This is a genomic window from Ruegeria sp. L11 (assembly GCF_056531755.1).
Window position 1 is genome coordinate 83819 of sequence record NZ_JBQFMI010000012.1, and the last position, 14576, is coordinate 98394.

13 protein-coding genes are annotated in these 14576 nt (G+C 54.7%); 3 read left to right on the forward strand and 10 right to left on the reverse strand.

The window, feature by feature from the left end; translation table 11 throughout:
- Window positions 1-9: 9 nt before the first annotated feature.
- From ACR0CE_RS16315 to ACR0CE_RS16325, 3 genes are all read right to left on the reverse strand, one after another.
- A complete protein-coding gene (locus ACR0CE_RS16315) occupies window positions 10-948 on the reverse strand; it encodes an ABC transporter permease (protein WP_480484901.1) in 939 nt (312 codons plus the stop codon).
- 85 nt (window positions 949-1033) lie between these two features.
- Window positions 1034-2599, reverse strand: coding sequence for an ABC transporter substrate-binding protein (locus tag ACR0CE_RS16320; RefSeq protein ID WP_480484902.1), 1566 nt, complete (start codon window positions 2597-2599; stop codon window positions 1034-1036).
- 21 nt (window positions 2600-2620) lie between these two features.
- Entirely contained in the window at window positions 2621-4597 is a 1977-nt protein-coding gene (locus tag ACR0CE_RS16325) for a CocE/NonD family hydrolase (RefSeq protein ID WP_480833193.1), read from the reverse strand.
- A gap of 127 nt (window positions 4598-4724) precedes the next feature.
- Between ACR0CE_RS16325 and ACR0CE_RS16330 the strand changes: the two genes are divergently transcribed.
- The gene (locus ACR0CE_RS16330; RefSeq protein WP_480833194.1) at window positions 4725-5486 is read left to right on the forward strand and encodes a helix-turn-helix transcriptional regulator; all 762 of its coding nucleotides are present in this window, start codon (window positions 4725-4727) and stop codon (window positions 5484-5486) included.
- A gap of 225 nt (window positions 5487-5711) precedes the next feature.
- On the opposite strand, the gene ACR0CE_RS16335 is transcribed toward ACR0CE_RS16330, so the two are convergent.
- The 7 genes from ACR0CE_RS16335 to ACR0CE_RS16365 form a co-directional block, all read right to left on the reverse strand.
- Window positions 5712-5888, reverse strand: a complete 177-nt coding sequence (locus tag ACR0CE_RS16335; RefSeq protein WP_480492834.1) for a hypothetical protein — start codon at window positions 5886-5888, stop codon at window positions 5712-5714.
- Window positions 5831-6067 (reverse strand): hypothetical protein, encoded by a 237-nt coding sequence (locus ACR0CE_RS16340; protein ID WP_480833195.1) that lies wholly within the window; start codon window positions 6065-6067, stop codon window positions 5831-5833. Before ACR0CE_RS16340 ends, ACR0CE_RS16335 begins: the two co-directional genes overlap by 58 nt.
- A 236-nt stretch (window positions 6068-6303) precedes the next feature.
- The gene (locus ACR0CE_RS16345) at window positions 6304-7542 is read right to left on the reverse strand and encodes a Tm-1-like ATP-binding domain-containing protein (RefSeq protein ID WP_480833196.1); all 1239 of its coding nucleotides are present in this window, start codon (window positions 7540-7542) and stop codon (window positions 6304-6306) included.
- A gap of 26 nt (window positions 7543-7568) precedes the next feature.
- On the reverse strand, window positions 7569-9053 hold the full coding sequence (locus ACR0CE_RS16350; RefSeq protein WP_480833197.1) for an aldehyde dehydrogenase: 1485 nt from the start codon (window positions 9051-9053) through the stop codon (window positions 7569-7571).
- Window positions 9054-9061: 8 nt separating this feature from the next.
- Entirely contained in the window at window positions 9062-10594 is a 1533-nt protein-coding gene (locus ACR0CE_RS16355; RefSeq protein ID WP_480489336.1) for a tripartite tricarboxylate transporter permease, read from the reverse strand.
- A gap of 10 nt (window positions 10595-10604) precedes the next feature.
- Entirely contained in the window at window positions 10605-11141 is a 537-nt protein-coding gene (locus ACR0CE_RS16360; RefSeq protein WP_480484908.1) for a tripartite tricarboxylate transporter TctB family protein, read from the reverse strand.
- A 62-nt stretch (window positions 11142-11203) separates the two neighbouring features.
- The gene (locus ACR0CE_RS16365) at window positions 11204-12133 is read right to left on the reverse strand and encodes a tripartite tricarboxylate transporter substrate binding protein (protein WP_480484909.1); all 930 of its coding nucleotides are present in this window, start codon (window positions 12131-12133) and stop codon (window positions 11204-11206) included.
- Window positions 12134-12239: 106 nt separating this feature from the next.
- On the opposite strand from ACR0CE_RS16365, the gene ACR0CE_RS16370 reads away from it, so the two are divergent.
- Window positions 12240-13052, forward strand: a complete 813-nt coding sequence (locus ACR0CE_RS16370) for an IclR family transcriptional regulator (protein ID WP_480484910.1) — start codon at window positions 12240-12242, stop codon at window positions 13050-13052.
- A 1-nt stretch (window position 13053) separates the two neighbouring features.
- The gene (locus ACR0CE_RS16375; protein ID WP_480833198.1) at window positions 13054-14406 is read left to right on the forward strand and encodes an aminotransferase class III-fold pyridoxal phosphate-dependent enzyme; all 1353 of its coding nucleotides are present in this window, start codon (window positions 13054-13056) and stop codon (window positions 14404-14406) included.
- The last annotated feature ends 170 nt before the right edge of the window (window positions 14407-14576 follow it).

The following is a 14576-nucleotide window of genomic DNA, read 5'->3' on the forward strand; positions in this document are numbered from 1 at the left end:
TCCGCCTCCTTAATGAGCCGTGCGTGCGCGTGGATCGAGTAGCGCGTTGATCAGATCGGCCAAGGCGGTCGACACAACGAACAGTGCCGTTGATACAAGGACCGAACCCATCACAATCGGATAGTTTCGGGTCGTGATGCTGTCGATGACCAGCTTACCCAAGCCTGGTCGGGCAAAAACGATTTCGGCAAAAACGGCTGAGCTGAGCAGAAAGCCCATCCCGACCCCGATCACGGTGACCACGGGTAGAATTGCGATACGCAATGCGTAAACCATGACCACGCGACGTTCCGCGATACCAAAGGCCCGGGCGGTACGCACATGGCTTTCACCCATGACCTCGAGCATCGACGCCCGTACCAGCCGTGCGATATATCCTACCCAGCTGAGCCCTATGGCGAATGCAGGCAAAACCAGATGGTCAAGGCGGTCCCAGAACCCCTCTCCTGCCCCAATGGCGGGAAACCACTGCAAATTAACGGCGAAAACCAACAAAGCCAAAAGCGCAACAACAAAGGCCGGAGCGGCAACAAAACTGACGGAAATTGCGGCGGCGATCCGGTCGATCATCGTGTTTGGATGCGCAGCCGCATAAGCGCCAAGTGCGATACCAAGACTTGCGGACCACAGGATTGATGCAAAAATCAGCTCCAGAGTGAACGGCAATTGCTGAAACACAATCTCAGTCACAGACCGACCCGAGAAGACATCGGTGCCAAGGTCACCCTGCAAAAGGTTCGAGTAAAAGATCAGCAGCTGTTTCCAGATCGGTTGATCAAGACCAAGTGCGGCGGTGAGTTGGGCCTGAAGCTCGGGTGTGGCGCGCGGACCCAGCATGATCTGGACCGGATCGCCTGGTACAGCGCGGATCATCAGGAACATGACGGTGACCGCCACGAAAAGGATGAGCAGCGACAGCCCGAAGCGACGGGTTGCGAAGTTCAGCATGGCCAACTGGCTCCTTGTGGCTGGATGGCGTTGGTTATGGAGCGGCGAGTGTCAGCGCCCGCCGCTCCCTGTCGACCTGGGGAGGTCAGGTCGACTTGCCAAAGTAACGCAGCAGCGACAGCCCATCCGGGCGCAATGCAGGAATGACACCTGCGCTGTGAATGACCGGTGTTGCCTCGTGTGTGATGAAGCGATAGGCACCGCTTTCTTCCATCAAGTCCTGCGCACGCTGGTACATTTCAGCCCGCTTTGCGATATCTGTTTCCCCAGCCGCAGCTTCGTGGATTTCGTTGAACTCTGCGCTGTTAAAGCGTTCCCAATTCCACTTGCCAATTTGCTCGGGCGTAAACCACGACGTCGCATAATACGGGTCCGGCGTCATCGAATAGCGGTTCAGAACAAGTTGCAGGTTTTCGTTGTCGCCAGACGCCCAGAACGCACCGGATTCCAGAACATTCACCTCAACTGTGATACCGATTTGCGCCAGCGTCGCCTGAATGATCTGTGCAGTTGTCGTGAACGTTGTCTTGTTTAGCGTGTCGAGGGTCAGAGTGACGTTGGTTTCACCCGATTCCGCAAGCAGTTGCGCCGCTTTTTCGAAATTTGCCTCAGGTGGCACCAGCGAAGACGGCCGATGCCCAGCCAAACCCGGAGCAATGATCCCGGTTGCCGGTTCGGCTGCACCAAAATAGGCAGCCTCCAGAATGCTGGGGACATCTATGGCATGTTGAATCGCCTGTCGCAGCTTCTGATTTTGCAGCTTTGGATGTTCAACATTCATTCCCATCCAGACATAGTAAAGCGAGGGTTTCTCAACCAGCGATCCTCCATTGGGAACACCAGCGCGATAACGTTCGACTGAACCCAGCGACACGCGAGTTACGTCCAGTTCGCCCGCTTCAAACGCGATCTCGGCGGTGTTTTCGTCGTCGATCGGATAGATCTCGATTGTGTCCCATGTCGGAGCATCGCCCTTCCAGTCGGGGTTGCGCTTAAGAACCGTTTTTTCCTTGGGCGACCAGCTGTCCCGCAGATATGGGCCGGACTCCGCCACCGGATCAGCACCGATCCGGCCACCGGCTGCTTCGACCGCTGCTTTCGAAACAATGTTTCCGGTGATGTAAGGCAGGGCAATTGACCAAATCGGTGCGAAGGGTTTGTTCAACACAATCGTCCCTTCGCGTTCACCGGTCACTTCAACATGGCTGAACGGTCCCAGGTCGGGTTTGTTTGGGCTGTCGGTCGCGTCATCCACGATCCGTTCCATGCTGAACTTGACGTCCTCGGCGGTCATGGCGCCAAAGCCGTTGGTGAAGCCGATATCGTCACGCAATGCAAACTTGATATGGGTGGGGTCAACCTGCTCGATCATCGTTGCCGCGTCGAGCTGCCAGCCCCATTCCTCGCCTGGCTTATACTGGATCAGCTTGTTGTAGATCGAGGCATGTACCTCTTCTTCCACGACACCAACCGAGTGGGCCGGATCCATATTCTGTGCATCGCCGTAGGCCCGTACCCGCAGAACACCGTCGTCTGCTGCAAATACGCGATTTGCCCACCCCATCGGAAGCGCCGTGGTCGCTCCAAGCGCGGTTGCGCCTTTCAGGAACCCGCGACGACCAACATTGGCCTTTGTCCATTCTATCTTCATAGTATCCTCCCTAGGATTAAGTCAGAGAAATCCGCGTGGAATGGTTTCCGACCATTCCTTTGTCAGGACTTCGGTTTCATCGGCACCTTCGGTGGCGCGAAGTTTGCGGTAGAGGTAGAAATTCTGCGTGTCGCAACTCATGCGGCACTCGGTCGAGATGGCGACCTGCCACTCCGCCCGTTCGAATGTGAAATTCCAGGCCGTCTCAAACCGGGCAGTGGCCGGGTCATCCGGGTTAATGCCGTAATGCATGCGCACATCACTGCCGACAATCAGGCCGTGATAGGGATCGCGCGATTTACCATAGTCGTCAAACGTCTCAAGCACGATCCGGCCGTCTTCTGTTTCTTTACGTTCGGAATGCGACGCAGGTGTCCGCAATTGATCGGCTGCAAGAACCGGAAACTTCGGCGCCGGACCGGGTTCGGAAGCTTGGATTTCACGCGATACTTCGCGCACCGGCAAATGCAGGGCGCAGTCCTGCAAATGCAATGTCACCTGTGCCTGGTTTGGCGATGGCCAGATGATTGGCCAGTAGGACGTCGACAGGGCCAGCCGCAACACATGACCCTCACGCAGTCGATGCGCACATTCGTTTAGGGCAACCTCGGCCTCATATTCCTCGCCGGGTTGTAAGAATTCAGGTGTCTCGTGATCGCGGAAATGGCATAAGTTCAACGACCGGTAGCTGATGCGCTGTGAAATACCCTCGGGTGATACATCGCATAGGCGCGCAATAATCTGAGCGACAGGCTTGTCTACTGAAAACCGAAACTTCAGTCTTGCGCGCCCCAACAATTCCAGCGGCGCACGCAATGGCGCGCTGTCAAAGCACAGCGACAATGCATCGTCGCTTGCCTGGTCGTCGGGCAGCTCGTTATCGATCCGCATACCTGCACAAAAATACCCGCTTTGCATGCCCAAATGGCAGGGCGACGAAATGGCTGCGGAACCTTGGGCTGGGGTAGGGGAAAACTCGCCCGGTGCCAGATGCCAGATCTGTTCATGTATGTGCGGCGATGGCCAGCGACCTTCAGCTATCCAGCGACCTTGCCGAGGGCTGTTTTTCGGTGTCGGGTTGAAATGCTCCTGCATGTATGTCCGGTACGCAGGCAAATCTTCTGCGCCGTTTTCCTGTTCTTTCAACCAGCGATCAAACCAGCCGATGACTTCGGAATGGAAATCCGCAGGATCAATTTTCGAGATATGCGCGTATCGATGCTCCCATGGCCCGATGACGGCCTTGGTGGGCGATGTCAGGTTGGCTGCCAAAGCAGGCGGGGCATTTACATACGCATCTGCCCAGCCGGTTATGGCCAAAACCGGGGTTTGGATGGCAGACCAATCTTCGCAAACCGAGCCGTGCTTCCAGTATGTGTCCCGTGTCTGATGACGCAGCCAATCGGCGGCTGAAAATGGAACGTTTTGCAGCCGCGTCAGCCAGTCCTCTCGCCAGTCTGCGCGTAAGGCCGGATCTGCGGGTCTGGTCAGATAAGCGAACATCTGACTACCCCAGTTCATGTTGTCGCTCAGCAGGCAACCACCCATGAAATGGATGTCATCTGCATAGCGATCCACGGTCGAGGCGACGCTGACGACAGCCTTCAACGCAGGCGGTTGCCGGAAAGCCAGTTGCAAACCATTAAACCCACCCCAAGATATTCCGATCATCCCAACGTGACCGTCGCACCAATCCTGCGCTGCGATCCATGCGATGACTTCTTCACCATCACTCAGTTCCTGTTCCGAGTATTCATCGTCGAATTGCCCTTCGCTGTCGCCCGTACCCGCTATATCGACCCGAACGCAGGCATAGTCAGCCTCGGCAAATACCTTATGTGTTGTTTCATCTCTGGGCGCTGTGCCGTCGCGTTTGCGGTAAGGCAGGTATTCCAGAATGGCCGGAGCTGGACCGGTTTCGGGTAACCAGAGTCGAGCAGCAAGCCTCCGCCCGTCGGAGAGTGTGATCCATGTGTTTTCGACGGTTTTAACTGGCATCCGAGAGCTTGTTTTTGCGAGCTGATGCCGAAGAAGAAAACAATTTGCAGAAAAAACAAATTGTGCAATCTTATGCGAAGTGATGCTATTTGCAGCGAAATAGCGTCAAATAGCGAAAGGTTTTTCCATGTCCCAGTATTTTTCTGCCAACCTGAAGTCGCTATGCGCAGAACACGGCAATATTTCAAAGATTTGTCGGGATATTGGCGTCAACCGGCAGCAATTCAATCGGTATCTGAATGGCTCCAGCCTGCCTTCGGCCCACAACATGCGTCGGATCGCGCGCCATTTCGGCCTGACAGAAGCCGAACTGTTCGCTGAAACTGCTCGCTTTGAGCAAATGCTAAAGGACGTCTTACCACCAACCGGAAAAACGCCCGCAGACGCGTTTCTGGATCCTTTTCGGGGCCAACACAAAAACCTCAGGCGCTATGTTGGTTTCTATCACTCGTTTTTCTGCACGCCTTCCTGGGAAGGGAAGATATTTTGTTCGTTAATCCGTATTCAGGAAGTTGATGGGCTTTTCACAATCCGGTCCCGCGAAATTGCCACATCACAAGACAAAAGCATGCACCAGATTTCCCGTTACGTTGGTTTGGTGACAATGCGGGGAAACAGGATATTTATAACCGAACATGAGTTGATGCGCGAAGGCAGCGTTGCCAATACCATCTTATATTCAGCGCACCGCCAGCAACTAAAGTATCTGCGGGGAATGACGATGGGTGTTGCTTGGCGCCCTTACCCGCATCCCTACGCCGCCAAAACAATCTGGAAGCGCCTGCACGAGCGGGTAACCGCGCGTGAGGCCATTGCCGCCTGTGGTATCTACTCAACCCATAGTACCAAGATTGATCCAACTGTCAGGAAACACCTTACCGAGGAGTGAAGTGTCGGAAGGATGTATGTGACGCTCTGTTTTTTCTGGATCACACCCGGCATATCAATTTGGCTTTGCTATTCTGCTTACGCGTGTCCTTTTGGTGGTGCGCGGGTGTAAAGGTACTAGGGACGTTACCGGTTTTTGTACCGTAGCCCATAGATAGTGACCCAACAGTTCATAGTGACACGATCAACTCGAGCTTTTTGCTCCGATAGTCACTGTCTGGTCCAATCAAACCGGACACGTGTTCATCAGAATGATCGCTTTTCTCGTATTACTCGTCCAGATATGCGAAAGCCGATATCCTTGTTCCTTGCCGTCGCGGTCTAAAGCAATTTCTGCACCGAAGATCAGACTGAATCCGCGTGCGTTTCCAATAACGGCACGTTTCTGAGCCAGCGCTTCCATTCATTTGCGAGCATGCAATCCCACATTTTTCGCGCTCTCCAGCAATTGCTGTCTTTGATCTCTTCCAATACCGCCATCGCTGCAGCACAGGAAACGGGGTTGCCATCAAACGTATTGAAATAGCGATAGCACTTAAGAAAAGTAACAAGGAATTCTGCTCGTGTAACAACACTACCCACCGGATGGCCATTCGTCTTTGGTTTCCCCAGTGTCGCGATACCTGGCAGGATACTCCTTCACCCCTAACAAAATGGACCGGGTCGCCTTAGAGGGATGATACATTGGGTCCAAGCAGCTTTGTCTCGTCGGCAATAAGCTGATTTTTTTCCTGTTATGGCGTGCAATTTTCGCAGGTACCCCTCGAGGCGGCGCCACGGCGTCCGAAGGTTAAATGCATTTGTTGGAATGACGAAGGTCAGCGATTTTTGCTGATCACACCCTGCTCGACCCAGGCATCAAATTGCACGAGGACCGCTTCGCTGAACGTGTGGTCGTTGATATGAGCGTCAAGTTCCGTCATCGGCACACGACCCGGTATAACCATGCGTGCCTCATCCACCATATCTGCCAGTGCATCAGGGTCATGCGCCGCCTCGCCTTCTTTGTCCCATGCTTCAACCCCCTGAACAGGCAGGAAAAAGTGGACAGGTCCCGTTGCGGCCTCCATTCGGTTGGCCAGTTCACGGATCCAAGCGCGGCGTTCATCCCCATTGAAGACGGAACTCTTGATCAGTCGGTTATGCACGTGAAACGGACGATCAGAATATTGGTCGGGGATGTCCTGCCAGCCCGCGAAATCCAACAGGTCCAACGCTCCGGGCGCGATCATCTGCGGTGTGCCTTCGCGACCTGCACTGGTTACACGCTCCTCGCCGCTGGACACGACAGAGCCCGCCATAAAATTTCCGAATTCTTGCATGCAGAAATCCATCACGCAGGCAAATGCGCCCTCGCCGGCCAGCTTTTCAAATGCCATGCCACCCATGCCGGTAGAGTGGAAAACCGCCACCTCAAAACCGCGTTCCTCCAACGCCGGTTTCAACGTCTTCATGTAGCGCAGACAAGACGAGCCAAGACTGGTCATTCCAATCAATGGCTTGCTGCGGTCCGGTGCAATAGCGGCCTTGGTCGCGCCAACAACTGCCCCGGCTGCCTGGCTGAGTGAAGACTGGCAAATCGAATTCATACCATAGAGCCCGCCGGCCCACAGGATCATCTGAATATCCGGCGCCAGACGATGCGGAGGGATCAGAGGAGAAAAGCTGACCGTAGACACAATGTATTTTGGCACACCCATCGGCAGCGCTTGTGCACAGTCCAGTGCCAGATCGGTGCCCATGGTACCGCCGGTGGCCAGCATCCCGTCAAAGCGGCCATCGGCATAGGCCTGGGCAACCACTTTTGCGGCACCCGCGGACATTACCCGAAAAGCTTTATTTTCATCCCCCTGTGCGATGACTTCATCAATGGTCATGCCACCGGCAGAAGCGACGTCGTGCTTGGAGATGTCGGTTGGCGTCTTGGGATCACCCAGCACTGAGACATCCATTGTCAGTACATCAGCGCCCTGTGCGTGAATTGCGTTTTCAATGAAACGCATCTCGGCTTCTTTCGTGTCATAGGTGCCGATCAGCAGGATCGTTTTCATAGTCATAAGCTCCTCCTTCGTTCCGCCGCCATTCAGAGCTTGATCCAGGCCGTTTTCAGGTCGAAGTATTTCTCAAGCGCGTGCAAAGACTTGTCGTGCCCATTGCCGGACTGGCGCACTCCTCCAAGCGGTACGGTCAGATCAGCACCGCCATAGGTGTTCACATGCACGACGCCTGTGCGGATACCAGCCACCATACGGTGGGCGCGGCCAAGGTTAGATGTCCAGACACCGCCAGCCAGGCCATACACGGTGGCGTTCGCCAACCGGATCGCGTCTTCTTCGTTTTTGAAGGGGGTCACCGCCAAAACGGGGCCAAAGACTTCGTTCTGAAACAAGTGGTCCGTCTCTTTTACCCCGGCCATTACGGTCGGAGACATATAATAGCCGCCACTCTCCATCAGGATGCGATTACCACCGGTGCGCCGCTCTGCCCCTTCCGCCTCGGCTTTGGCAACAAAATCCAGATTGGCCTCAAGTTCCGGCAGGCTGTGAACGGCACCAATCTGGCTGTTCAGGTCCAGCGGATCGCCGACGCGAAAGTTTTCAGCATGGCGCGAGACTTCGGCCACGAAATCCTGGTAGATATCTTCCTGAACAAGAAGGCGAGAGCCAGCAACGCAGACTTGACCGGAGTTGCGGAAGATTCCCGCTGCGGACACTTTGGCGGCCTCGGCCAGATCCGGGGCGTCGTTGAAGACGATGTTGGCTGACTTACCGCCCAACTCAAGGTAGCAGCGCTTCAGATTGGAACGAGCTGAATACTCCAGCAACCGACGACCCGTCGCACCTGACCCAGTGAACACCATAATGTCTACATCCATCGACAGTGCCAGTGCCTCGCCCACAACCGAGCCGCGCCCTGTCACGACGTTGAACACGCCATCCGGAACCCCGGCTTCAGCAGCCAGTTCAGCAATCTTCAAAAGGCTGAGCGAAGCGCTTTCTGCGGGTTTCAATACTACGGAATTGCCTGCCGCAAGGGCCGGAGCAATTTTCCAGCTGCCGATCATCAGCGGAAAATTCCACGGTACGATTGCACCCACCACGCCGACCGAAGCATGGTGTACCAGGCCAAGAATATCGTGACTGGTTGGCGCGATCTGGCCATAAATCTTGTCGATTGCTTCGGCATAGTACCGAAATGTCGCCGCCGCCGAAAGCGCCTCGGCTTTATAGGCCATGCTGATCTCGGTGCCGTTGTCGCGCACTCCCAGAACAGAGATTTCCAGCGCACGCTCTTCGATCAGATCCGCCAGCTTCAGCAACACTTTCTTGCGCCCTGACGGTGCCATTCCGGACCATCGCCCGTCCTCGAAAGCAACCCGAGCGGCCAGGACGGCAGCTTCAATGTCCGCCACGCTGCCATCGGCGATCCTAGTCAGAGGTTGGCCATCGATGGGGGACAACACTTCAACCTGCACACCCGTTTCACCGTCAGTGAAATTGCCGTTAATGAAGTGGCCGCGCGGGGCGACTTGCTGCATTCGCAGCGCGTCGATTAGGGACTGATCCATGGATATTCTCAACCTTGTTGATTTGGGTGATCTGCATCGACGGGTTCGGCGTTTGGTTCTGGTCGCAGCTTATTTCTGAACTCGAAGTACAGAGCCCGAAAGTGCAGAATGAGGATCAGAACAATCATACCGAACAAGATGGCGGCAATCGGTCTATCAACAAAATCCAGCGGTGAATTAACCCGAGCCATGGCGCTGCGGAGCTTGACCTCCATAATGCCGCCCAAAACCATGCCGAGGATGATCGGAACGATCGGCAAGTCCAGCCGTTTGAGGATCAGACCGAACACTCCAAATGCCGCGGCCAATGCACAGTCGGTGATCGAGTTGCGCAGGCTGTATACGCCGACAAACGCCAGGATCAGGATCATGATGCCCAGAAAACGAGTTGGAATCTGAATGATCTTGAGCAGCAAGTTGGTCGAGAACAGCAAAAACACCAGAACGATCACGTTCAGCAGGATCAACGCCATATAGAGGGCCATGACGAAATCCATCTGGTTTTCGAACAGCTGCGGCCCGGGTATCACATTGTGCACGTAAAAGACTGACAACATCATTGCCGTCAGTGCCTCGCCAGGAATACCCAGCGCCAGCAGCGGGATCATCGCCGCTCCGGGAACAGCATTGTTTGCGGATTCAGAAGCCACCAGCCCTTCGGGCGAACCATCGCCAAAGGCTTCTGGATTTTTAGAGGTTTTTTGTGCGTATGTGTATGACAGGAATTGCGAGGTGAACTCGCCGGTGCCCGGCACCATGCCCATGAACACGCCGATGCTGGATGACACGGTTGCAATACGCTTGAGGCCAAGCAGCTCTATTAATCCCGCAAAGATGCTTCCGCCAACATGTGCTTCACCCGGTGCATGGTTTTTTTCCAGCAACAGAAGCAATGCCTGACTGATTGCGAACAGCCCCAGCACAACAACAATCAGGTCTACCCCAGAAGCCAGCCAGCTTTGCTCGAACGTGAAACGACGGGTGTATTTGACCGGCTCCAGCCCGACAGTGTTCAAGAACAGACCAAATGCCGCCAGCATGCCCGCTGCAAAGATCTGGCCGCGATGAGCGAGAATTACCAATATGATGCCAAGCAACGCGGCTAGGAAAATCTCACGGCTGCCAAAATGCGGGGCAACGAGTGCTAGGACGGGAGACAAGAGCATAAGGCAAATTATCGAAAAGATGCCTCCAAAAAATGACGCCGAATAGGCCAGTGACAACGCCCGATGACCCTGGCCGCGCTTCGTCATTGGATAGCCGTCATAGGTGGTCAAGGCATTGACTGCAGTGCCCGGTGTATTGATCAGGACGGCAGGGATTGCACCGCCATACATCGAGGACCCATAGATGCCTAGCAGCAGGGTCAGGCCAACGATGGGTTCAAACGCGAAAGTGGCGGGTAACAGAATGGCAATTGCCACCGGCGCTCCCACCCCTGGCAGAGCGCCAATAATCACGCCTCCGATTGACCCGATCAAAAGCGCAACGATTACCGGCCACTGCGCAAGTATCGAAAAACCTGATAATAGAGCATCCATCAGCGAAACCTCAAAGATACGTCAGCGCAAACGCGCGAACCGTGTCGGGTAAATACTCATAGAGAGCGCCGGCCGGGATTTTCACCTGCAAGAAAGCCCTGAAGATGACCGTGACACAAACGCCGAACAATGCGGCACAACCGATACCCTTAGCATCGCGAAACCCGGTGCGAATTGCCAAAAACACGGCAAATATTACCGTCGCGGGAAGATACCCAAGCAAGGGAACAGCTTTTACGTAAACGAGGAAGTAGAAAACATATTCAAACGACCTCAACCAGAATGCCACTTCGGTCCACCGTCCGTGACGCCGCTGTGACATTGCTGAACTGAGCCAGTGCAGAAATCCGAAAATCACCATGGCCCAGAGGGCTATCATTGGCCAAAGACTGGGTTGCGCAAACCACTTGGTTCGCTTGACGATTTGTGTCTGCTCGTCCAGCTGCATTAACAAAAAGACAGCAAACGCAAGGAACACGAACGCAAAAACTACATCGCCAGGACGGCGATATCGTTTGAACATGTCCTGTAAGGTTTTCGCGATCATCTCTACCTCCCCACCGATTAAAATAGGCCCGGCAGTTTGAATCCTGCCGGGCCAATCTTGAGTTATTCGCCCAGAATCTCTTCGATTTTGGCGAAAGAGGCTTTGTCTTTTTCAATCTGCGCGTTGGAGGCGTCCGGGTCCTGCCAGTAGATCAGTGCACCTGTTTCCTCGGCAAGCTGCTTGGCTTTGTCGGAGCTCAGAGCCTTTTGAGCGGCTGCCGAGATCTTCTCGCGCGCCTCTGCCGGGGTGTCTTTGTGAACGAACAGACCGTTCCATAGTGCCAAAGGCAGGTCAGGATTTAGCTCGACAACAGTCGGAGTGTCAGGGACCAGGGGAATCCGCTCACCGCCGATGCTGGCCAGAACATTCACCTGATCTAAGCAGGGTAGTATAAGTTGAAGTGTCGTGTTGATCACGTCCACGTCGCCTGAAGTCAGGGTGTTGCAGTCCAGAGCATCAAATGCGGCTTCACTGGCGAAATCAAACCCGCTGCTGACAGCAGCTGCGAATGTCACCTGGGTGGGGGGCAGGACAGAGCCGAAATGCCCCAGTGCAACATCGTTATCTTTGCCATGTTCCACCAACTCCTCCCAAGATGAGAAGGGTGCGTCTTTGCTGGACGCTATCACGAACGGATAGGTCAGGAAGATGCCAATTGGGTCAAATGGGTTGGGGTTCAGCTCTGGAATGCCAATCTCGGGGCCAATCACCGGCACGCCTATTACAAAAGAGCCGACCGTATAGCCATCACCCGGAGCAGTGGCGACTTCGACAGCACCAGGGAACGGACCACCACCACCGCCAGGCTTGTTCACGACTGCTGCTGGTACGCCGTACATTTCCTGAAATTCATCTGCGATCAGACGTGTCAATACATCCTCCAGATCGCCCGGAGGCCACGGAACGACGAAGGATACAGGTTTCTCTGGATACTCAGCGAAAGCAGCTGATGCAGAGACCGCCATTACGGCAGCGGTAAGAATTTTCTTCATAGACTCCTCCCATTGAAGGTTCAAATAATGAACCGATAAGTCATGTTTATTGTTGCGTTGTTAATTACATTGTGTCAAGTATTCTCTTAAGGAGGAGGAGTAACTTATGGGAACTGCTCTTAATGCTTTGAGATTGTTGGAGTTATTCTCCAACGCACGGCCCGAAATCGGGCTGACCCAGATGGCTCGGCTATCTGGTGTCAATAAGGCGACTGTTCTTCGGCATCTGCGTGAACTGGAAGAGTTCGGATTGATCGAGCAGAATCAGGGAACAAAATCCTTTATGATTGGCCCGGCGGCACTGCGTCTTGCCGCGTTACGCGAGATTGCAAATCCCGGCCTCAAAGCAGCGCGCCTAAAAATGCAGGCCGCGATGCAACAAGCAGGAGAAAGCCTGCACCTTTCTCTTCTGGAAAATGATGTTCTTCAAACGGCGCTAGTGGTCGAGACAACTCAGCACAGCGTTCGAGTTAGCCTAGACCCCACGGAAGTCCTTCCGCTCAACGCCACAGCCTCAGGGTTGTGCATGCTTTGTTTTGGCCCTCCTGCACTTTTGGAAGGCCTCAAAAATCGCGACTTGCCCCGTATTACTGCCTCTACGCTAACGAACCTTGAACTCATTCAAGAACGTCTCGTCGAAGTAAAGGAAACCGGTTGGTCCTATAGTAACGGAAGTTTCGAAACCGGTGTTCATGGCTTTGCAGCCCCGGTTTTCGGAATTGATCAACTGGCGCTTGGGACGGTTTCATTCGCGGTTCCTGAAATCAGAACCGCAGGCGACCGGCAGCCGCCCCTACTGAATACCCTGAAACAAGTTTCGCAAGAGCTTACGGCAATCTTTGGTGGCCAGGCTCCTGCAAACTTTCCAACTGAGTTTCGACCGAGTGTTCGGTCGGACGAAATTCCCGGAGAATTTTGAAATGAAGGATTCCAACTTCCTTAAGGAAAACAACGCCCGCTATTTTTGGCATCCGATGGCGCACCCAGCCGACAGCCAAAAGAACCCGCCGACCATTTTGGTTGGCGGTGAAGGGGTAAGCATCGTCGATGTCGACGGCCACAAGGCCATCGACGCCGTGGGAGGGTTGTGGAACGTCAATCTGGGTTATTCCTGCGAGCCAGTGAAGCAGGCGATTGCCGACCAGCTGAACGCTTTGCCCTATTATTCAACTTTCCGTGGCACCAGCAACGACAAGGCGATCGAATTGTCATACGAGCTGGCCCGGTTCTTCGAGCCTGATGGATTGACCCGCGCGTTCTTTACTTCGGGCGGCTCCGATTCGGTTGAAATCGCACTGAAATTGGCACGACAGTACCACAAGGTACGCGGCGAGGACGGGCGCACCAAATTCATAAGCTTGAAACAGGGGTACCACGGGACCCATTTCGCTGCAGCGTCGGTCAATGGCAATCAGAAGTTCCGTGCTGCCTACGAACCGATGATGCCTGGATGTTTCCACATCCCGGCACCATGGACTTATCGCAATCCCTTCGACGAGACCGATCCCGAGCGTTTGGCACAGCTTTGCGTCAAAGCATTGGAAGCTGAGATTGCGTTCCAGGGCGCAAATACTGTTGCAGCGTTCATCATGGAACCTGTTTTGGGTGCTGGTGGTGTAATTCCACCGCACGAGAGCTTCATGCCGTTGGTGCGCGAGGTCTGCTCGAAACACGGCGTTCTGTTGATCTCGGATGAAATTATCACAGCCTTTGGCCGCACCGGCAGCGAAAGCGGAGCCCGGCACTGGGGTGTGCAGCCGGACATTATGACAACGGCCAAGGCTATTACGAACGGGTATTTCCCATTCGGCGCTGCGATGATTTCCGGTCAAGTTGCCGAAGTGTTCGAACGCGACACCACTGGCAAAGCGTCCGTCGATCAGGGCTACACCTATTCCGGCCATCCGGTCGGAGCGGCAGCAGCCTTGGCAGCACTTGCGGAAATTAACCGCCTGCGGGTGTGGGAGAACGCCGCCGCTCGTGGGGATGAACTTTTTTCCGGTCTGAAAAGGCTGGCCGACAAGTACGACGTGGTCGGCGACGTGCGCGGCGGTGAGGGCCTGATGTGCGCGCTGGAACTGGTCTCGGATCGCAGCACCAAAGCACCGATTGCCAAGCATCTTCCGTTGCAGGTGCAGAAGGCAGCATATGATGACGGTGTCATGGTCCGGGTGTCGGGTAACAACATTATTCTGTCGCCACCACTGATCATCACGTCTGACGATGTGTCCAAGATCCTGTCGGCGCTGGATACCGGTTTGGCGAGCCTTTGAAATCTTCCCTGACCTCGCCGTTACTAGGCGGGGTCAGACTTTGACGGCTTGTAGTTCTTCGAGCAGGTCGAGGAGTTGATTGAGTTTTTCTCGTCCCATTTGTTTTTCGATGCTTTGGTAGATCTGCAGAGAGGTTCCGAGGTTTTCGGCGAGGATGTTTCGTCCTTCGT

What these genes read in the sequence shown, in the direction of transcription:
- ACR0CE_RS16325 (WP_480833193.1), bottom strand. Translation starts at nt 4,597, where the DNA reads ATGCCAGTTAAAACCGTCGAAAACACATGGATCACACTCTCCGACGGG.
- ACR0CE_RS16330 (WP_480833194.1), top strand. Translation starts at nt 4,725, where the DNA reads ATGTCCCAGTATTTTTCTGCCAACCTGAAGTCGCTATGCGCAGAACAC.
- ACR0CE_RS16315 (WP_480484901.1), bottom strand. Translation starts at nt 948, where the DNA reads ATGCTGAACTTCGCAACCCGTCGCTTCGGGCTGTCGCTGCTCATCCTT.
- ACR0CE_RS16320 (WP_480484902.1), bottom strand. Translation starts at nt 2,599, where the DNA reads ATGAAGATAGAATGGACAAAGGCCAATGTTGGTCGTCGCGGGTTCCTG.
- ACR0CE_RS16375 (WP_480833198.1), top strand. Translation starts at nt 13,054, where the DNA reads ATGAAGGATTCCAACTTCCTTAAGGAAAACAACGCCCGCTATTTTTGG.
- ACR0CE_RS16345 (WP_480833196.1), bottom strand. Translation starts at nt 7,542, where the DNA reads ATGACTATGAAAACGATCCTGCTGATCGGCACCTATGACACGAAAGAA.
- ACR0CE_RS16350 (WP_480833197.1), bottom strand. Translation starts at nt 9,053, where the DNA reads ATGGATCAGTCCCTAATCGACGCGCTGCGAATGCAGCAAGTCGCCCCG.
- ACR0CE_RS16335 (WP_480492834.1), bottom strand. Translation starts at nt 5,888, where the DNA reads ATGGAAGCGCTGGCTCAGAAACGTGCCGTTATTGGAAACGCACGCGGA.
- ACR0CE_RS16365 (WP_480484909.1), bottom strand. Translation starts at nt 12,133, where the DNA reads ATGAAGAAAATTCTTACCGCTGCCGTAATGGCGGTCTCTGCATCAGCT.
- ACR0CE_RS16355 (WP_480489336.1), bottom strand. Translation starts at nt 10,594, where the DNA reads ATGGATGCTCTATTATCAGGTTTTTCGATACTTGCGCAGTGGCCGGTA.
- ACR0CE_RS16370 (WP_480484910.1), top strand. Translation starts at nt 12,240, where the DNA reads ATGGGAACTGCTCTTAATGCTTTGAGATTGTTGGAGTTATTCTCCAAC.
- ACR0CE_RS16360 (WP_480484908.1), bottom strand. Translation starts at nt 11,141, where the DNA reads ATGATCGCGAAAACCTTACAGGACATGTTCAAACGATATCGCCGTCCT.